Genomic DNA, 15,021 nt, shown 5'->3' with positions numbered 1-15,021 from the left:
GAGTTTCTATCCGCTTCCACTCTCGTCGCGCAAGGTGTACTAACCGCGACCAAACGCCCACCCATGGGGCGCAATCTCCTTAAAATGGGACAGAAATCATGACTCTTCGCATCGCATTTCAGGGTGAACCCGGCGCCTATTCCCATCAGGCCTGCGCCGAGGCCCGTCCCGGCTACGAGCCCCTGCCCTGCCATTCCTTCGAAGACGCGATCCAGGCCGTGCGTGACGGTACGGCAGAGCTGGCGATGCTGCCGGTCGACAACTCTACCTTCGGACGAGTGGCCGACATGCACTACCTGCTGCCCGGCTCGGGGTTGCATATCGTGGGCGAAGCCTTCGTGCGGGTGCACATCAACCTGCTGGCCCTGCCCGGCACGAAGCTGGAGCAGGTGAAATCCGCCACCTCGCACGCCATGCTGCTGGGCCAGTGCCGCGCCTTCCTGACCGAACACGGGATCGAACGCATCACCGGTTCCGACACCGCCGGATCGGCGCATCTGATTTCCCAGCAGACCGATCCCAGCCGCGCCGCGCTGGCCTCGGAACTGGCGGGCGAGGTCTACGGCCTTGACGTGCTGGCCCGCCATATCGAGGACCAGGCCAACAACACCACCCGTTTCCTGGTGATGGCGCGCGATCTGGACACCTCGCGGCGGGGCGATCACGGCATGATCACCACGCTGATCTTCCAGACCCGCAACATTCCGGCGGCGCTTTACAAGGCAATGGGCGGCTTTGCCACCAACGGCGTCAACATGACCAAGCTGGAAAGCTACATGGTCGGCGGCAGCTTCGAGGCCTCGCAGTTCTACGTCGACATCGAGGGCCACCCCGAGGATGACAACGTCCGCCTGGCGCTGGACGAGCTGCGCTATTTCTCCAGCCAGATGGCGATCCTGGGGGTCTATCCGGCAGGTGCGCGGCGCGGCAATCCGAACGCCGACAGCGCCGCCTGATCACCCGGCGCGCGCCGTCCTGCGGCGCGCCGCCTTGCGGTCGCGGTTCATGTCCAGCCCCGCGGCCAATTCCTGCAGGCGATCCTGCAGACGCCGGCGCAGCCGCCCCTTGGCCAGTTTCAGCGACTGGATCAGCAGCCGCGCCGACAGGGTCTTCGGGCGCAGCTCGATCTCGACCCTCAGGCGGCAGCGGCTGGGCGACAGCGGCGTCAGCTCGGTCAGGAGATGCCCTTCCATGCCGTCGGATTGCAGCGTGCACAGATAGCCCTCGGGCGGGGTCAGGGTGGTCAGTGCGCTCTCGATCCGGCGCTTGCGGCCGCGAAAGCGGAACTCGATCCCCCAGCCAGACCCGGCCTGCACCGGGCGGCCCGCATCCAGCCGCCGCACCAGCGCGCCACGCCGCATCGCCGCCCGTTCAAAGCCCTGAAAATCGCTGATCCGCGCGAAGGCATCGGTGATGGGCGCATCGATATCCTGCCGCGCGACGATCTTCATGCCCTGCCCTTCCGCCGTTGCTGTCCCAACGTCAGGAAAGCGTCAACGCAGCTTGTCCGCAAGCCAGTTTCTGAGGACGAATTCCGCAACCGAGCCGGGCCGCGGCGCGCGGATCGTCGCATGGGCACCCTGCATGACCTGCGCCAGATCTTCGCGCGTCAGCCACAGCGCGTCCTCCAGCTCGACCGGATCGACGGTGATCGCATCGCCAAGCGCCTCGCCCTGGCAGGCGAACATCAGCGAATTCGGGAAGGGCCAGGGCTGGCACAGCAGGTAGTCGACGGCGCCGACGGGGATCGCGGTTTCCTCCAGCACCTCGCGGCGAACGGCGGCCTCGATGGTCTCGCCCGGTTCGACGAAACCTGCGGGCATCGAATACATCCCCTCGGGCCAGACATGAGAGCGCCCCAGCAGCACCCGGTTGCCGCGGGTGATCAGCATGATGACCACCGGATCGGTGCGCGGGAAATGCTGGCCACCACAGGCCGGGCAACTGCGCTGCCAGCCCGATTGCACCACCTCGGACGGCTGGCCGCAGCGGGCGCAGAAGCGATGGGTGCCGTGCCAAGCGTAAAGCCCCTTGGCGATGGCCGCCAGTTCCGCCTGCAGGGGCGTCAGGCCGTGCATCACCTGCCGCAGATCCGCCAGCACCGTGCCCGCCGGAAAGGCAGGATGGGTCGGCAGCCCCTCGGTTTCAGACGGCTGCCAGCCCGAGATGTCGCGGGCAAAGAACGCCTGCCCCCCGGCCTGCCCCAGAAACAGCGTCTCGTCCGGGCGGGCCTCGGCGAAGGCGGGGTGATCGGCGGGCAGCAAGGCCAGCGCCGACAGGTCCTGCTGCACCAGCAGCGATCCGCGCCAGAACAAAAGCCCCTGCGCCCCGACCGGCAGCACGCCGCCGCGCAGCTGCGCCGCCCGGTCCAGATCAGATCCGCCGAATGTCACCTCTGCCGCGATCGCGATGGTCATGCCCTGCCTCATTTCCCGTTTCGCCGCGACCCTGCCCCGCCCCGGAACCAAGGGCAATGCCGAAACTCCGGGCAGCGGGGAACGTCCGCGTGTCCGATCCGGGGCGCCACGCCGCCACGTCACGCAAAAACCGTTATGCGAGCGTCACGAGATATTGCGATCCTTGACGCCTGGGTCAAGAAATGGGGAGACACACATGACCAGATCCACCACAAGCCTGTCCCGCCGGGGCTTCCTGGGCGGGACGATTGCCGGGGCGTCCTTGCTGACACTGCATCCCTTCTCTGCCAATGCCGCCGCCCAGCAGGCGCATCTGCGCATCCTCGAGACGACGGACCTTCACGTCCACGTTTTCCCGTACAACTACTACAGCGACAAGCCCGACGACACGGTGGGCCTGGCCCGCACCGCCACCCGCATCGAGGCGATCCGCGCCGAGGCCACCAACACGCTGCTGATCGACAACGGCGACTTCCTGCAGGGCAACCCGATGGGCGACTACATCGCCTACGAGCGCGGCATGAAGGACGGCGACATGCATCCCGTCATCAAGGCGATGAACACCCTGGGTTACGAGGCCTCGACCCTGGGCAATCACGAATTCAACTATGGCCTTGATTTCTTGATGAAATCTGTGGCGGGCGCCAATTTCCCGGTGATTTCCGCCAATATCGTCAAGGAGATGGCCGCCAATCCCACCGGCGACAAGACGCTGCTGCCCCCTTACGTGATCCTCGACCGCAAGGTCACGCTGGGCGATGGCTCGGAACAGCCGATCCGCATCGGCCTGATCGGCTTCGTGCCGCCGCAGGTGATGAACTGGGACCGCAAGAACCTGGAAGGCAATGTCCAGGCCCGCGACATCGTCGACACCGCCCGCGCCTACATCCCGCAGATGAAGGAAGAGGGCGCCGAGGTCATCATCGCCCTGTCGCATTCCGGCATCGGCTCCGCCAACCACGAAGACGGGATGGAGAACGCCTCGGTGCCGCTGGCCGCGATCGACGGCATCGACGCGGTGCTGACCGGACATTCGCACCTGGTCTTCCCCTCGCCCACCTTCACCGGCTTCGCCGCCGTCGACGCGGAAAAGGGCACGATCCACGGCAAGCCCGCGGTGATGGGCGGTTTCTGGGGCTCGCACATGGGGCTCATCGACCTGCTGCTGGAACGTGACGGCTCCGACTGGCGCGTCGTCGCCGCCGAAACCGAGGCCCGCCCGATCTACAAGCGCGAGGCCGACCGCTCGATCACGCCGCTGGTGGAAAGCACCGCCTTCGTGCAGGACGCCATCCGCCCCGAACACGAACAGACCCTCGACTACATCCGCCGCCCCGTCGGCAAGACGGCAACGCCGCTGCATTCCTACTTTGCCCTGGTGGCCGACGATCCCTCGATCCAAATCGTGACCGAGGCGCAAAGCTGGTACATCCGCCAGATGCTGCAGGGCACGCCCCATGCGGATCTGCCGCTGCTGTCGGCGGGCGCACCCTTCAAGGCCGGCGGCCGCGGCGGCCCGGACTACTACACCGAGGTTCCCGTGGGCCCGGTCGCGATCAAGAACGTCGCCGATCTCTACCTCTACCCGAACACGATCCGCGCGGTGAAGGTCTCGGGGGCGCAGCTGCGCGGCTGGCTCGACCGCTCGGCGGGAATGTTCAACCAGATCCAGCCCGGGGCGCAGGATGCCCAGCTGCTGTCCGACAGCTTCCCCAGCTACAATTTCGACGTCATCGACGGGGTGACCTACCAGATCGACCTGTCGAAACCCGAACGCTACGACGCCGATGGAAAGGAGGTCTCCTCCGAAAGCCGCATCGTCAACCTCGCCTATCAGGGCCAGCCCGTGACCGATGACATGGCCTTCGTGGTGGCCACCAACAACTACCGCGCCTCGGGCGGCGGCCATTTCCCCGGCGCCATGGGCGACACGGTGATCTTCGAAGGCCCCGACACCAACCGCGACATCATCGTGCGCTACATCGTCGAGAAGGGCACGATCGACCCCAAGGCCGACAACAACTGGACCTTCAAACCGATGCCTGGCACCACGGTCCTCTTCCAGTCGGGCCCGGGCGCCGCGAAATACGCGGATACGATCACCACGGTCAGGATCGAACCCGCGGGCCAGGGCCAGGACGGCTTCGCCCTCTACCGCATGACGCTCTGACGCGGGGACGGACCGCCTCCATTTTCTTGTCGGAAAATACCTCCGCCGGAGGCCGCCGCGCCCGCCCGGGCGCGGCGTTTCCACGGGTTGCAATGCGCCGCGCCCTCGCCTATATCGCTTCTCGAGAGGTTGGCGCGGGCGAGCGCCTCGCCAACCCGGTCAGGTCCGGAAGGAAGCAGCCGTAACGAGTCCCGCTTGGGTCGATGTCCAATCTCTCACTCCAGCGCTTTCGCACAGCGAATGCGCGCCGCCCGGCAGCATGGTTTCGCAGAAACCGTGCAAGCGGGCACCCTCCCCACGCCAAAACACCCCCCACACCCCCTGACGGGACGGTGGGCGGGGCGATGTGCGCCGCAGGCGCACGAGCGCCGCTCCCGTCCCCGAAGCCACAGGTTTACGCCCGCCCAAGGGACCAGTACCTTCGCCCCGAAGCTCCGAATCCGAAAGAAGCCCGATGTCCGACAGCGCCCCCGCCTCCGGCCCCTACCAGGTCCTTGCCCGGAAATACCGGCCCGAGACCTTCGCCGATCTCGTCGGCCAGGATGCCATGGTGCGCACGCTGAAGAACGCCTTCGCCGCCGACCGCATCGCCCAGGCCTTCATCATGACCGGCATCCGCGGCACCGGGAAGACCACCACCGCGCGGATCATCGCCAAGGGGATGAACTGCATCGGCCCCGATGGCGCGGGCGGGCCCACCACCGAACCCTGCGGCCAGTGCGAACATTGCCGCGCCATCATGGAAGGCCGCCATGTCGACGTGATGGAGATGGACGCGGCCTCCAACACCTCGGTCAACGACATCCGCGAGATCATCGACAGCGTGAACTACCGCGCCGCCTCGGCACGCTACAAGATCTACATCATCGACGAGGTCCACATGCTCTCGACCAGCGCCTTCAACGCGCTGCTCAAGACGCTCGAGGAACCGCCCGCCCATGTGAAGTTCATCTTCGCCACCACGGAAATCCGCAAGGTGCCCGTCACGGTGCTGTCGCGCTGCCAGCGCTTCGACCTGCGCCGGATCGAGCCCGAGGTGATGATCGCACTGCTGCGCAAGATCGCCACCAAAGAGCACGCCGAAATCACCGATGACGCACTGGCGCTGATCACCCGCGCCGCCGAAGGATCCGCCCGCGACGCGACCTCGCTCCTCGATCAGGCGATTTCCCACGGCGCAGGCGAAACCACCGCCGATCAGGTCCGCGCCATGCTGGGGCTGGCGGACCGCGGCCGGGTCCTCGACCTCTTCGAGATGATCCTACGTGGTGATGCCGCCGGCGCCCTGACCGAACTTTCGGCGCAATATGCCGATGGTGCCGATCCGCTGGCGGTGCTGCGCGACCTGTCGGAGATCACCCACTGGGTCAGCGTGGTCAAGATCACCCCCGATGCCGCCGAAGACCCCACCATCGGCCCCGATGAACGCGCCCGCGGCGTGGCCCTGGCCCAGCAGCTGGGAATGCGCATCCTGACCCGCATGTGGCAGATGCTGCTGAAGGCCCTGGACGAGATCGCAACCGCCCCGAATGCCATGATGGCGGCCGAAATGGCGGTGATCCGGCTGACCCATGTGAGCGAACTGCCCTCGCCCGAGGAGCTGGTGCGCCGGCTGCAGGATGCACCGCGTCCGCCCGACGGGCCGGGTGGTGGGATGCCCCGCGGCGCGGGCGCTCCCGGTGGCGGGCTCGCGATGTCCGCGGGGCGCGCGGAGGCCCCTGCGGCGGGCGGCGGGCAGGCCTATGCCTCGGCCCGCACGGGCGGCAGCGGTGCACAGGGATCGGCACTGCGCGCCGAGGAACTGGAACAGGCGCTGGCGCACTTTCCCACCTTCGAGCACGTCGTCCAGCTGATCCGCGACAATCGCGACGTCAAGCTACTGGTCGAGGTCGAGACCGGCGTGCGCCTGCTGTCCTATCGCCCCGGCCGGATCGAGTTCACCCCCGCCGAGGGCGCCCCGCGCGATCTGGCACAGCGGCTGGGCGCGCGGCTGCAGCAATGGACGAACGCCCGTTGGGCGGTGATCATCGGCAATGGCGAGGGCGACACGACAATCGCCGAGAAACGCGACGCCAAGGAGCTGGCGATGAAGGCCGAGGCCGCCGCCCATCCGATGGTGCAGGCGATCCTGGCGGCCTTCCCCAAGGCCGAGATCACCCATGTCCTGAGCCGCGAGGCGATCGCCGCCAAGGCCGAGGCCGAGGCCCTGCCCGAGGTCGAGGACGAATGGGACCCGTTCGAGGACGAATGAGCCCCCCGCCCCTTGCAGGCACCGCCCGCCGGGGCGATATGACCGGTTAACGTTTCAGGACCGGCCAGGCCGGCAAAACAGGAGAGACACGGATGTTCAAGGGCCTCGGACAGATGGGCGACATGGCCAAGATGATGAAGGCCGCCAAGGAGATGCAGGAAAAGATGGCGCAGTTGCAGGACGACCTGCACGACATCACCGTCACCGGCGAAAGCGGGGCGGGCCTGGTCAAGGCGGTTTCCTCGGCAAAGGGCGAACTGAAGAGCCTCGACATCGATCCCTCGATCTTCGATCCGGATGAAAAGGAAGTGGTCGAGGACCTGATCCTGGCCGCCATCAAGGATGCGCAGGCCCGTGCCGCCGAGCGCGCCCAGCAGGAGATGGCCAAGATCACCGAGGGCCTGGGCCTGCCGGCCGATTTCAAGATGCCGTTCTGAGCAACATGGCCGCGGGCGGGGACATCGAGGCGCTGATCCAGATGATGGCGCGCCTGCCGGGGCTTGGGCCCCGCTCGGCCCGGCGGGCGGTGCTGCAGCTGGTGCGCAAGCGCGAGCTGCTGCTGATCCCGCTTGCGGACCTGATGCAGCAGGTGGCCGCGACGGTGCGCGAATGCGACCGCTGCGGCAACATCTGCAGCGGGTCGCTGTGCGATCTGTGCCTGGATCCGCGGCGCGAGACCGGCGAGCTGTGCGTCGTCGAGGATGTCGCGGATCTGTGGGCGATGGAACGCGGCGGCGCCTTCAAGGGACGCTATCACGTTCTGGGCGGCACGCTGAGCGCGCTGGACCACGTAGGCCCCGAGGACCTGCGCATTCCCGCCCTGCTGGGACGGGTGGCGGACGAGGGCCTGCGCGAGGTGATCCTGGCGCTGAATGCCAATGTCGATGGCCAGACCACGGCCCATTACATCGCCGACCAGCTGGAGGGAAAGGTGCGCCTGACCTCGCTGGCGCAGGGGGTGCCGGTGGGCGGCGAGCTGGATTACCTGGACGACGGGACGATCCAGGCGGCGCTGCGCGCCCGGCGCGAGATCTGAAGCGGCGCGGTCGCAGGAAGCTCCGGGTTTGGAGGCACTGGGGTTGGGGGCACCGGGTTTGGGGGCTCTGCCCCCGTCTCCTGCGGAGACCCCCCCGAGGTATTTGACACAAGAAAATGCAAGGATCAGGCGGCGGCGTGGGTTTCCGTGGCCCAGGCCGGCCAGGGGGCGTCGCAGACCAGAAGCGCGCCGAGGCGGCCCAGCTCGTCCGAGTTCTTGGCCGCCCGGCCGCAGCCGCCGAAGGCAGTGAAGACGCGGGTCGAGAGCGGCTTGTAATGCGGCGTCACCTCGGGGGTGTAGGTGGTCGAGCAGGGCAGCGTCGAGCGGTCTTCGACCCGGATGCCCGGCAGGCGTTCATGCAGCAGGTCCTCGATCTCCTGGGCGGCGCGGCCATTGCCGTCGGAGCGGTACCAGTCGAGCAGATCCTGGTGCGAATGCAGCGCGTGATCCGTGCGCCCGCCGCCCATCTTCAGGTAATGACCGCCGTCGGGATAGGCCAGCGGCGGCAACAGGTAGGGGTCCTCGCCGCCGGGCAGCAGGCTGATCAGCGCGGGCATGCCCTCCAGGCGCGCGACCTCGGCTGTGGGGATGCGGAACAGCACCGAGGTGCGGGCGAAGACACTGAACGGCAGCAGCGCCCCCGTCAGCATCCGGGTGAAGGCGCCGGTGGCCAGAAGGGCCCGGTCGGCCTCGAGCACGCTGCCGCTGGCCAGGCGCAGGATCACGCCCTCGGCGCTTTCGTCGATGTCCTCGACCACCCCGCGCAGCAACCGGGCACCGTGGGCCTCGGCCGCCCGGCACTGGGCGGCAACCATGGCGCGGGGGTTGATCGTGCCGGAGCGGGTGGCCTCGTGAAACGCCTGGGTGCCGGGATCGAAGCGCAGATAGGGGAACCGTTCGGCCAGGGCGGCGATGTCCAGAACCTCGGCCTGGATGTGATCACGGCGGCGCGTCGCCTCCAGCCCCAGCATCTGCGCCGACCCCACCGGGCCCGCCATCAGCGAGCCCACCTCGTTGAAGAAGGTGATGCCGGTCTCGGCCTCCAGGTCACGATAGCGCGCGATCGAAGCCCGCGAGGCCCGTGACCAGAACAGCAGCGGATCCAGCTGACGGGTGATCCGGCCGGCATCGTAATGGCTGCCAAAGGGGCCTTCGTGGCGCATCACGTCGCCGGGTTCCGCAGGGCCCACCAGGGTCACCTGCTGTCCCATCAGCGCCAGATGCCTGGCAGCCGCGGCGCCGATCATCCCGGCCCCGATGACGGCGATGTGCATTGGTGACCCCCTTCGACCGATTATCGTACCAGCGGGACGGTGAACGATCCGGTCGACCATGGCAACCGCCAAGCCGGTCCGCAAGGTGCACTTACAGTCGCAGGCGCAGGACCGCCCTGGGCTGCACGACCGCAGATTGCACCGGACGCCCTCATCCCGGGCATGAAAGACCCCGCGACTCGCGTCGCGGGGCCAGATGTTTTGACGATTCGGCCGGCGCGATCAGCGCTCGTCCTCGTCCTCGTCCTCGGTGGATTTCGGCAGGTTGAAGAAGCTGTCGGCATCCAGCAGGTCGCCATGGCTGTCCTCTTCCTCGTCGTCGTTCGACGACGAGAACGAGAAGGTCTCCAGGCCTTCGATGGCAGTGGGCATGCGCGGTTCGGCTTCCATGCCCAGGCTTTGTTCGGTCGACAGCAGCTTGCGGCGTTCGTCATCGGTCATCGCCTGGCCGTCGCGGGCGCGCTGCGCCGCGGCCTTCTGCACCGCCGCGTCCAGCTCGCTCTGCTTGCACAGACCCAGGGCCACCGGGTCGATCGGCTGCATGGAACCGATGTTCCAGTGGGTCCGCTCGCGGATGGACTGGATCGTCGGCTTGGTGGTGCCCACCAGCTTGGCGATCTGGCCGTCGGTCAGCTCGGGGTGGAATTTCACCAGCCACAGGATCGAGTTCGGACGGTCCTGGCGTTTCGACAGCGGCGTGTAGCGCGGGCCACGGCGCTTTTCCTCGCCCACGGCCGAGGGGTTGAACTTGAGCTTCAGCTTGTGAAGCGGGTTCTTCTCGGCCTTGTCGATCTCTTCCTGGGTCAGCTGGTTGTTGGCGATCGGGTCAAAGCCCTTGACGCCGGCCGCCACATCACCGTCGGCGATGCCCTGGACTTCAAGCTCGTGCATGCCGGTGAAATCGGCGATCTGCTTGAAGGTCATCGTCGTGTTGTCCACCAGCCAGACCGCGGTGGCCTTCGCCATGATCGGTTTGCCCTGCATGTCGCACTCCTTAAAAGCTACAGCTTCCCCGCTGCCTGGCTTGAGGGCCGAGGCGGCATCGCCGGGCGATGCAGGTTTCCGTTGTCGGGGAACTTGGTCCGTATATAGTCGCGGAAGGTGCAAATTGGAAGAGCGGAATGCGCAAGGCCCTTCTGGGACTGGCTTTCATCGTCTTTGCCCCCGCCTGGGGGGCCGAGGCCCAGCAGCCCCGAGACTTCGACTATTACGTCCTGTCGCTGTCCTGGTCGCCCGGATGGTGCGCCGCCGGGGGCCATGCGAAGGGATCGGCGCAATGTGCCCCGGGGCGCGACCTGGGCTGGATCCTGCACGGGCTCTGGCCGCAATACGAAAAGGGCTATCCCCGCGACTGCCCGGCCACGCAGCCCGGCCCCACGGCCCGACAGCTGAAGCAGATGGAGCCGGTCATGGGCACCACGGCCCTGGCCTCCCATGAATGGAAGACCCACGGCCGCTGCACGGGCCTGTCAGCGCCGGACTATTTCGCCCTTGCCCGCAAGGCCTATGCCCGCGTCACGCCCCCCACCCTGATCGAGCAGATGACCCGCGACGCCCGGCTGTCGCCAAAGCTGCTGGAATCGGCCTTCATGGCGGACAACCCCGGGATGGGTCCCGGGGCGATCACCATCACCTGCACCGACGGCCGCATCCGCGAGGCCCGGATCTGCCTGACCCGCGACCTGCAGTTCCGCGACTGCGCCCCGGACGTGGCGCGCGACTGCCCCCTGCACCAGGCCCAGTTCGACGCGATCCGCTAGGCGCCCGCGACCTCCAGCACGATCTTGCCCACATGGGCCGAGCTCTCCATCCGCGCATGGGCCCGGGCCGCCTGATCCAGCGGATAGGTGCTGTCGATCAGCGGCGCCACGCGGCCCGCCTCCAGCAGCGGCCAGACATGGGTGCGCAGTTCCTCGGCGATCTCGGCCTTGGCCTGGTCGGACTGGGCGCGCAGCGTGGACCCGGTGACCTGCAGACGCTTCATCATCACCTGGGCAAAGTTCACCTCGGCCTTGGGCCCGCCCAGGAAGGCGATCATCACCAGCCGCCCGTCAGGCTTCAGCACCCGGATGTCACGCGGGATGTAGCTGCCGCCCACCATGTCCAGCACCAGATCGACACCGCCCTCGGCCTTCAGCACCTCGACGAAATCCTCCTCGCGGTAGTTGATCGCCCGCTCGGCCCCCAGCGCCAGGCAGGCGGCGCATTTCTCGGCACTGCCGGCGGTCGCGAAAACCCGCGCCCCGAAGGCCCTGGCCAGCTGGATCGCCGTCGTGCCGATCCCCGAGGTCCCGCCATGCACCAGAAAGGCCTCGCCCCCCTTCAGCGCCCCGCGGCGAAAGACGTTCTCCCAGACGGTGAAGAAGGTCTCGGGCAGGCAGGCGGCCGCCTTCAGCCCCATCCCCGCGGGCACCGGCAGGCAATGCGCCCAGGGCGTCACGACCGCTTCGGCATAGCCGCCGCCCGGCAGCAGCGCACAGACCTGCGCCCCAAGCGCGCCCTCGGGCACCCCCTGCCCCACCGCGACCACCGTCCCCGAGGCCTCCAGCCCCGGCAGGTCCGACGCCCCGGGCGGCGGATCATAGGCCCCCGCACGCTGCAGCGCATCGGGCCGGTTCACCCCGGCAAAGGCCACCGCAATCCGCACCTCACCCGGGCCGGGCTGCGGCAGATCCCGCTCGGCCGGCACCAGAACCTCGGGCCCGCCGGCCCTCGAAATCTCGATCACACGCATCAAAAGTCCCCCGGGCAGGCCGCGCCCGCCCCTAATCATTTTCTTGTTTCAAATACCTCCGCCGGAGGCATCCCGACAGAGGTCACCGGGCAATCCGCCCGGGCCTTATGCCCCGCGCCCTACGGAGCCCGGCAGATCCGACGCCCCCTTCGGTGCCTTCACCCGCGCCAGCAGGCCCAGCGGCGCCTCCAGCAGCCGCCCCAGAGGCGAGGCCGAGACCCGCCCCTTCACCTTCTCGAATCGCATCACGCCCTCCAGCCGGCGGGCCAGGAATTCCCGCGTCGCATGGCCGTCCAGGCTGTCGTCTCCCAGCCAGTACAGCACGGTGGCCGAATAGACCCCCGACAGCGTCATCCGCTTGGTGTACCAGTTCACATCCTCGGATGTATCGCCCAGCACGGTCCAGATCGCATCCGCCGTGCCCCAGACCGCCTTCGCCCCGTCGGCCGCGTGATGCGGCAGCGCGAACAGCGTGGTACCGCGGCGCACCAGCTCGCGGTCGGCGATCTCCAGCCGGATCTCGATGGCGCGGGCCACCTTGTCGGCGAATCGCATCCCCTCCATGTCCTCGGCCTGCACGCGGGCCACCATCTCGGCATCGCCCTGGTGGTGATAGGCCAGCGCCATGTCGATGGCACCGCGCGGGAACATCGCGCGGGCGGCCTCAAGGCTGATCCCCGCATCGGCGGCAGCCGCGCGCAGGCTGGTTTCGCTCCAGCCATCGAAGGGCACATGCATCAGCGCCGCTTCCAGCATGGCCTCGCGGGCGCCGGGGGCTCCTTCGGACGTCTGGTGTTCGTTGCTCATGACGATGACTCCTTTGCGACCGGTTCGTGACGGTCCCCGCGACAGCGCAGGGCTTCCGTCTGGACAACTAGGGCGATGGCTGCTATACGGCCACCTCCTGCACTATCTGACAACTCTAACCTAGGAAGGTGGTGACAACCACATGCAGGTCTCTGTTCGCGACAACAACGTCGATCAGGCGCTCCGCGCCCTGAAGAAGAAGCTCCAGCGCGAAGGCGTTTTCCGTGAAATGAAGCTCAAGCAGCATTTCGAGAAGCCGTCTGAAAAGAAAGCGCGCGAGAAGGCAGAAGCCGTACGCCGTAGCCGCAAGCTGGCACGGAAGAAAGCTCAGCGCGAAGGTCTCCTCTAAGACCCGGCCGCCGGCCTTTTCGAAGGGCATTTCCTTCGGAACGAACATGAAGAAAATGGACGACCCCCGCGGCACGCCCCGGGGGTCTTCGCTTTTTCGGGGGTCAGACCGGCAGCGCCGTGGTCTTGAAGACGGTGCGCAGCGCGAAGGAACTCTGCATCCTTTGCACCCCGGGCAGCCGCGCCAGCGACTGGCGGTGGATGCGGGCAAAATCCTCCGAGCTTTCGGCCACGACCTTCAGCAGGTAATCGGCCGTGCCCGCCATCAGGTGGCATTCCAGGATCTCGGGCACCCGGGCGACGGCGGTCTCGAAGGCCTCAAGCAGTTCATCCGCCTGGCCCGACAGGCCGATCTCGACGAAGACGGTGGTGGCCAGCTGCATCTTGCGGGCATCCAGCATCGCCACGTAGTTCTTGATCATCCCGTCCTTTTCCAGCCGCTGGACGCGGCGGTGGCAGGCCGATTGCGACAGGCCCACCCTGTCCGAGAGATCCGCATTCGAAATGCGGCCGTCCTTCTGAAGCACGCGCAGGATGGCGCGGTCGATCTGGTCCAAGGGGCAGGTCCGTCCTGTATCGGGGCCTCTACGCGCGAAACCGCGCGCACAGGGGCAGAGTCGGGCAAGATCCTTGCGCCATCCCCGCGGAAATGACCAGCCCCCCGATGGCCGGGGCCTCAGATCTGGGGCTCTTTCTTCAGCGCGTCGCGGATTTCCAGCAGCACGTCAAGCTGGGTGGGACCGGCGGGCTTTTCCTCGGCGGGGGCGGCCTTTTCCTCGCGCAGGACGCTGTCCTTCAGGCGGTTCACGTAGCGCACCAGCACGAAGACCACGAAGGCCACCAGCAGGAAGTTGATCACCGCCGACAGGAAAGAGCCATAGGCAAAGACCACCGCCCCCGCATCGCGTGCCGCAGCCAGGCTGTCATAAGGCCCCTGCCCCGCCAGCAGCAGGTAATGATTCGAGAAATCCAAGCCCCCCGTCACCAGCCCCAGCACCGGGTTCAGCAGGTCCGAGACCATGGATTTCACGATGGCGGTAAAGGCCGCCCCGATGATGATGCCCACCGCCATGTCCAGCACATTGCCCTTGGCGATGAAGGCGCGAAATTCCTTCAGCATGATGACCCCCTTTTTACGTGTGTCACCTGCATCTTTTATCTGCATTGGTGCGGGGACAAAGCCAGTTTTGCCGCGACTGCCCTCGCGGAGCGGGCGAAGCGGCGCTTATATCGCGTCAAACGACTGCAGGAGACCGCGATGTTCCCCGATGATTACCCGATCACCTCGAAATGGCCGGCGCAGAACCCGGATGCGATCCAGCTTTATTCCTTCCCGACGCCGAACGGCGTGAAGGTCTCGATCGCGCTGGAGGAAATGGGCTTGCCCTACGAGGCGCATACCGTGCCGCTGGGCGATGCCTTCGTGCGCAGCCCGGAATTCCTGTCGCTGTCGCCGAACAACAAGATCCCGGCGATCATCGACCCCCATGGCCCGAATGGCGAGGTCGTCGAGCTGTTCGAGAGCGGCGCCATCCTGATCTACCTCGCCGACAAGTCCGGCAAGCTGCTGCCGGCCTCGGGCGCGGCGCGCTACGAGGTGCTGAAATGGCTGATGTGGCAGATGGGCGGGCTGGGGCCGATGCTGGGCCAGCTGGGCTATTTCTACAAGTTCGCCGGCAAGGAGATCGAGGATCCCCGCCCGCGCGAACGCTTCATCACCGAGGGCAAGCGCCTGCTGAACGTGATCAACACCCAGCTTGAGGGCCGCGACTGGGTGACGGGCGCGTTCTCGATCGCCGATATCGCCATCGCGCCCTGGCTGAACGCCACCGCCTTCTACGAGGCCCGGGAGGTCCTGGGCTGGAGCGATTTCGCCAATCTGCAGCCCTATGTCGACCGCTTCTATGCCCGCCCGGCGGTCGAGAAGGCCAAGAACATCCCGCCGCGCGGCTGATCGCGGCGGCAGGATCAGAAAGGGCGGCCC

The 15,021-nt window shown here is 67.2% G+C and carries 16 protein-coding genes and 1 other RNA gene; 9 read left to right on the top strand and 8 right to left on the bottom strand.

The features are described from left to right. The first annotated feature begins 98 nt into the window (after positions 1-98). The gene (locus AC2ITM_RS02990) at positions 99-956 is read left to right on the top strand and encodes a prephenate dehydratase (RefSeq protein WP_486468356.1); all 858 of its coding nucleotides are present in this window, start codon (positions 99-101) and stop codon (positions 954-956) included. On the opposite strand, the gene AC2ITM_RS02985 is transcribed toward AC2ITM_RS02990, so the two are convergent. Together AC2ITM_RS02985 and nudC are read right to left on the bottom strand one after the other, a co-directional pair. Next, positions 957-1,451 carry an SRPBCC family protein gene (locus tag AC2ITM_RS02985; RefSeq protein ID WP_486468355.1) on the bottom strand — a complete coding sequence of 165 codons (495 nt, stop codon included), beginning with the start codon at positions 1,449-1,451 and terminating at the stop codon, positions 957-959. Positions 1,452-1,493: 42 nt separating this feature from the next. Next, positions 1,494-2,417: an NAD(+) diphosphatase gene (gene nudC, locus AC2ITM_RS02980; protein ID WP_486468354.1), complete on the bottom strand. Its 924-nt coding sequence runs from the start codon at positions 2,415-2,417 to the stop codon at positions 1,494-1,496. A gap of 196 nt (positions 2,418-2,613) precedes the next feature. On the opposite strand from nudC, the gene AC2ITM_RS02975 reads away from it, so the two are divergent. From AC2ITM_RS02975 to recR, 5 genes are all read left to right on the top strand, one after another. Next, a complete protein-coding gene (locus AC2ITM_RS02975; RefSeq protein ID WP_486468353.1) occupies positions 2,614-4,587 on the top strand; it encodes a bifunctional 2',3'-cyclic-nucleotide 2'-phosphodiesterase/3'-nucleotidase in 1,974 nt (657 codons plus the stop codon). Positions 4,588-4,709: 122 nt separating this feature from the next. Further along, positions 4,710-4,808: signal recognition particle sRNA small type (gene ffs, locus AC2ITM_RS02970), an RNA gene on the top strand. 233 nt (positions 4,809-5,041) lie between these two features. Further along, complete coding sequence (locus AC2ITM_RS02965; protein ID WP_486468352.1) at positions 5,042-6,838, top strand: DNA polymerase III subunit gamma/tau; 1,797 nt, start codon at positions 5,042-5,044, stop codon at positions 6,836-6,838. A gap of 92 nt (positions 6,839-6,930) precedes the next feature. Continuing rightward, positions 6,931-7,275, top strand: coding sequence for a YbaB/EbfC family nucleoid-associated protein (locus AC2ITM_RS02960; RefSeq protein WP_486468351.1), 345 nt, complete (start codon positions 6,931-6,933; stop codon positions 7,273-7,275). A 5-nt stretch (positions 7,276-7,280) separates the two neighbouring features. Next, positions 7,281-7,874: a recombination mediator RecR gene (gene recR, locus AC2ITM_RS02955; protein ID WP_486468350.1), complete on the top strand. Its 594-nt coding sequence runs from the start codon at positions 7,281-7,283 to the stop codon at positions 7,872-7,874. 125 nt (positions 7,875-7,999) lie between these two features. Here the strand turns inward: recR and AC2ITM_RS02950 are convergent, their stop codons facing one another. Together AC2ITM_RS02950 and AC2ITM_RS02945 are read right to left on the bottom strand one after the other, a co-directional pair. Beyond that, positions 8,000-9,148, bottom strand: coding sequence for an FAD-dependent oxidoreductase (locus tag AC2ITM_RS02950; protein ID WP_486468349.1), 1,149 nt, complete (start codon positions 9,146-9,148; stop codon positions 8,000-8,002). A gap of 222 nt (positions 9,149-9,370) precedes the next feature. Further along, positions 9,371-10,132 (bottom strand): DUF1013 domain-containing protein, encoded by a 762-nt coding sequence (locus tag AC2ITM_RS02945; RefSeq protein WP_486468348.1) that lies wholly within the window; start codon positions 10,130-10,132, stop codon positions 9,371-9,373. Positions 10,133-10,269: 137 nt separating this feature from the next. Between AC2ITM_RS02945 and AC2ITM_RS02940 the strand changes: the two genes are divergently transcribed. After that, on the top strand, positions 10,270-10,908 hold the full coding sequence (locus AC2ITM_RS02940; protein ID WP_486468347.1) for a ribonuclease T2 family protein: 639 nt from the start codon (positions 10,270-10,272) through the stop codon (positions 10,906-10,908). Here the strand turns inward: AC2ITM_RS02940 and AC2ITM_RS02935 are convergent. After that, positions 10,905-11,882: an NAD(P)H-quinone oxidoreductase gene (locus tag AC2ITM_RS02935; RefSeq protein WP_486468346.1), complete on the bottom strand. Its 978-nt coding sequence runs from the start codon at positions 11,880-11,882 to the stop codon at positions 10,905-10,907. The genes AC2ITM_RS02940 and AC2ITM_RS02935 overlap by 4 nt on opposite strands. A gap of 105 nt (positions 11,883-11,987) precedes the next feature. Beyond that, positions 11,988-12,689, bottom strand: coding sequence for a COQ9 family protein (locus AC2ITM_RS02930; RefSeq protein ID WP_486468345.1), 702 nt, complete (start codon positions 12,687-12,689; stop codon positions 11,988-11,990). A 142-nt stretch (positions 12,690-12,831) separates the two neighbouring features. Here AC2ITM_RS02930 and rpsU point away from each other — a divergent pair, with 142 nt between their 5' ends. Beyond that, positions 12,832-13,038, top strand: a complete 207-nt coding sequence (rpsU, locus tag AC2ITM_RS02925) for a 30S ribosomal protein S21 (protein WP_486468344.1) — start codon at positions 12,832-12,834, stop codon at positions 13,036-13,038. 103 nt (positions 13,039-13,141) lie between these two features. On the opposite strand, the gene AC2ITM_RS02920 is transcribed toward rpsU, so the two are convergent. Both AC2ITM_RS02920 and mscL read right to left on the bottom strand, forming a co-directional pair. Beyond that, the gene (locus tag AC2ITM_RS02920; RefSeq protein WP_486468343.1) at positions 13,142-13,594 is read right to left on the bottom strand and encodes an Lrp/AsnC family transcriptional regulator; all 453 of its coding nucleotides are present in this window, start codon (positions 13,592-13,594) and stop codon (positions 13,142-13,144) included. A 119-nt stretch (positions 13,595-13,713) separates the two neighbouring features. After that, entirely contained in the window at positions 13,714-14,157 is a 444-nt protein-coding gene (gene mscL / locus AC2ITM_RS02915) for a large conductance mechanosensitive channel protein MscL (protein ID WP_486468342.1), read from the bottom strand. A gap of 138 nt (positions 14,158-14,295) precedes the next feature. Here mscL and AC2ITM_RS02910 point away from each other — a divergent pair, with 138 nt between their 5' ends. Continuing rightward, positions 14,296-14,991, top strand: a complete 696-nt coding sequence (locus tag AC2ITM_RS02910) for a glutathione S-transferase family protein (RefSeq protein ID WP_486468341.1) — start codon at positions 14,296-14,298, stop codon at positions 14,989-14,991. Positions 14,992-15,021 lie beyond the last annotated feature (30 nt).

The organism is Pseudooceanicola sp. NS-SX9 (assembly GCF_057380705.1).
The sequence above is the reverse complement of the archived record's forward strand: the minus strand, read 5'-3'. Positions and strand labels throughout refer to the sequence as shown.

Coding starts and splice junctions, on each gene's coding strand:
- AC2ITM_RS02990 (WP_486468356.1), top strand. CDS start 99: ATGACTCTTCGCATCGCATTTCAGGGTGAACCCGGCGCCTATTCCCAT.
- AC2ITM_RS02985 (WP_486468355.1), bottom strand. CDS start 1,451: ATGAAGATCGTCGCGCGGCAGGATATCGATGCGCCCATCACCGATGCC.
- nudC (WP_486468354.1), bottom strand. CDS start 2,417: ATGACCATCGCGATCGCGGCAGAGGTGACATTCGGCGGATCTGATCTG.
- AC2ITM_RS02975 (WP_486468353.1), top strand. CDS start 2,614: ATGACCAGATCCACCACAAGCCTGTCCCGCCGGGGCTTCCTGGGCGGG.
- AC2ITM_RS02965 (WP_486468352.1), top strand. CDS start 5,042: ATGTCCGACAGCGCCCCCGCCTCCGGCCCCTACCAGGTCCTTGCCCGG.
- AC2ITM_RS02960 (WP_486468351.1), top strand. CDS start 6,931: ATGTTCAAGGGCCTCGGACAGATGGGCGACATGGCCAAGATGATGAAG.
- recR (WP_486468350.1), top strand. CDS start 7,281: ATGGCCGCGGGCGGGGACATCGAGGCGCTGATCCAGATGATGGCGCGC.
- AC2ITM_RS02950 (WP_486468349.1), bottom strand. CDS start 9,148: ATGCACATCGCCGTCATCGGGGCCGGGATGATCGGCGCCGCGGCTGCC.
- AC2ITM_RS02945 (WP_486468348.1), bottom strand. CDS start 10,132: ATGCAGGGCAAACCGATCATGGCGAAGGCCACCGCGGTCTGGCTGGTG.
- AC2ITM_RS02940 (WP_486468347.1), top strand. CDS start 10,270: ATGCGCAAGGCCCTTCTGGGACTGGCTTTCATCGTCTTTGCCCCCGCC.
- AC2ITM_RS02935 (WP_486468346.1), bottom strand. CDS start 11,882: ATGCGTGTGATCGAGATTTCGAGGGCCGGCGGGCCCGAGGTTCTGGTG.
- AC2ITM_RS02930 (WP_486468345.1), bottom strand. CDS start 12,689: ATGAGCAACGAACACCAGACGTCCGAAGGAGCCCCCGGCGCCCGCGAG.
- rpsU (WP_486468344.1), top strand. CDS start 12,832: ATGCAGGTCTCTGTTCGCGACAACAACGTCGATCAGGCGCTCCGCGCC.
- mscL (WP_486468342.1), bottom strand. CDS start 14,157: ATGCTGAAGGAATTTCGCGCCTTCATCGCCAAGGGCAATGTGCTGGAC.
- AC2ITM_RS02910 (WP_486468341.1), top strand. CDS start 14,296: ATGTTCCCCGATGATTACCCGATCACCTCGAAATGGCCGGCGCAGAAC.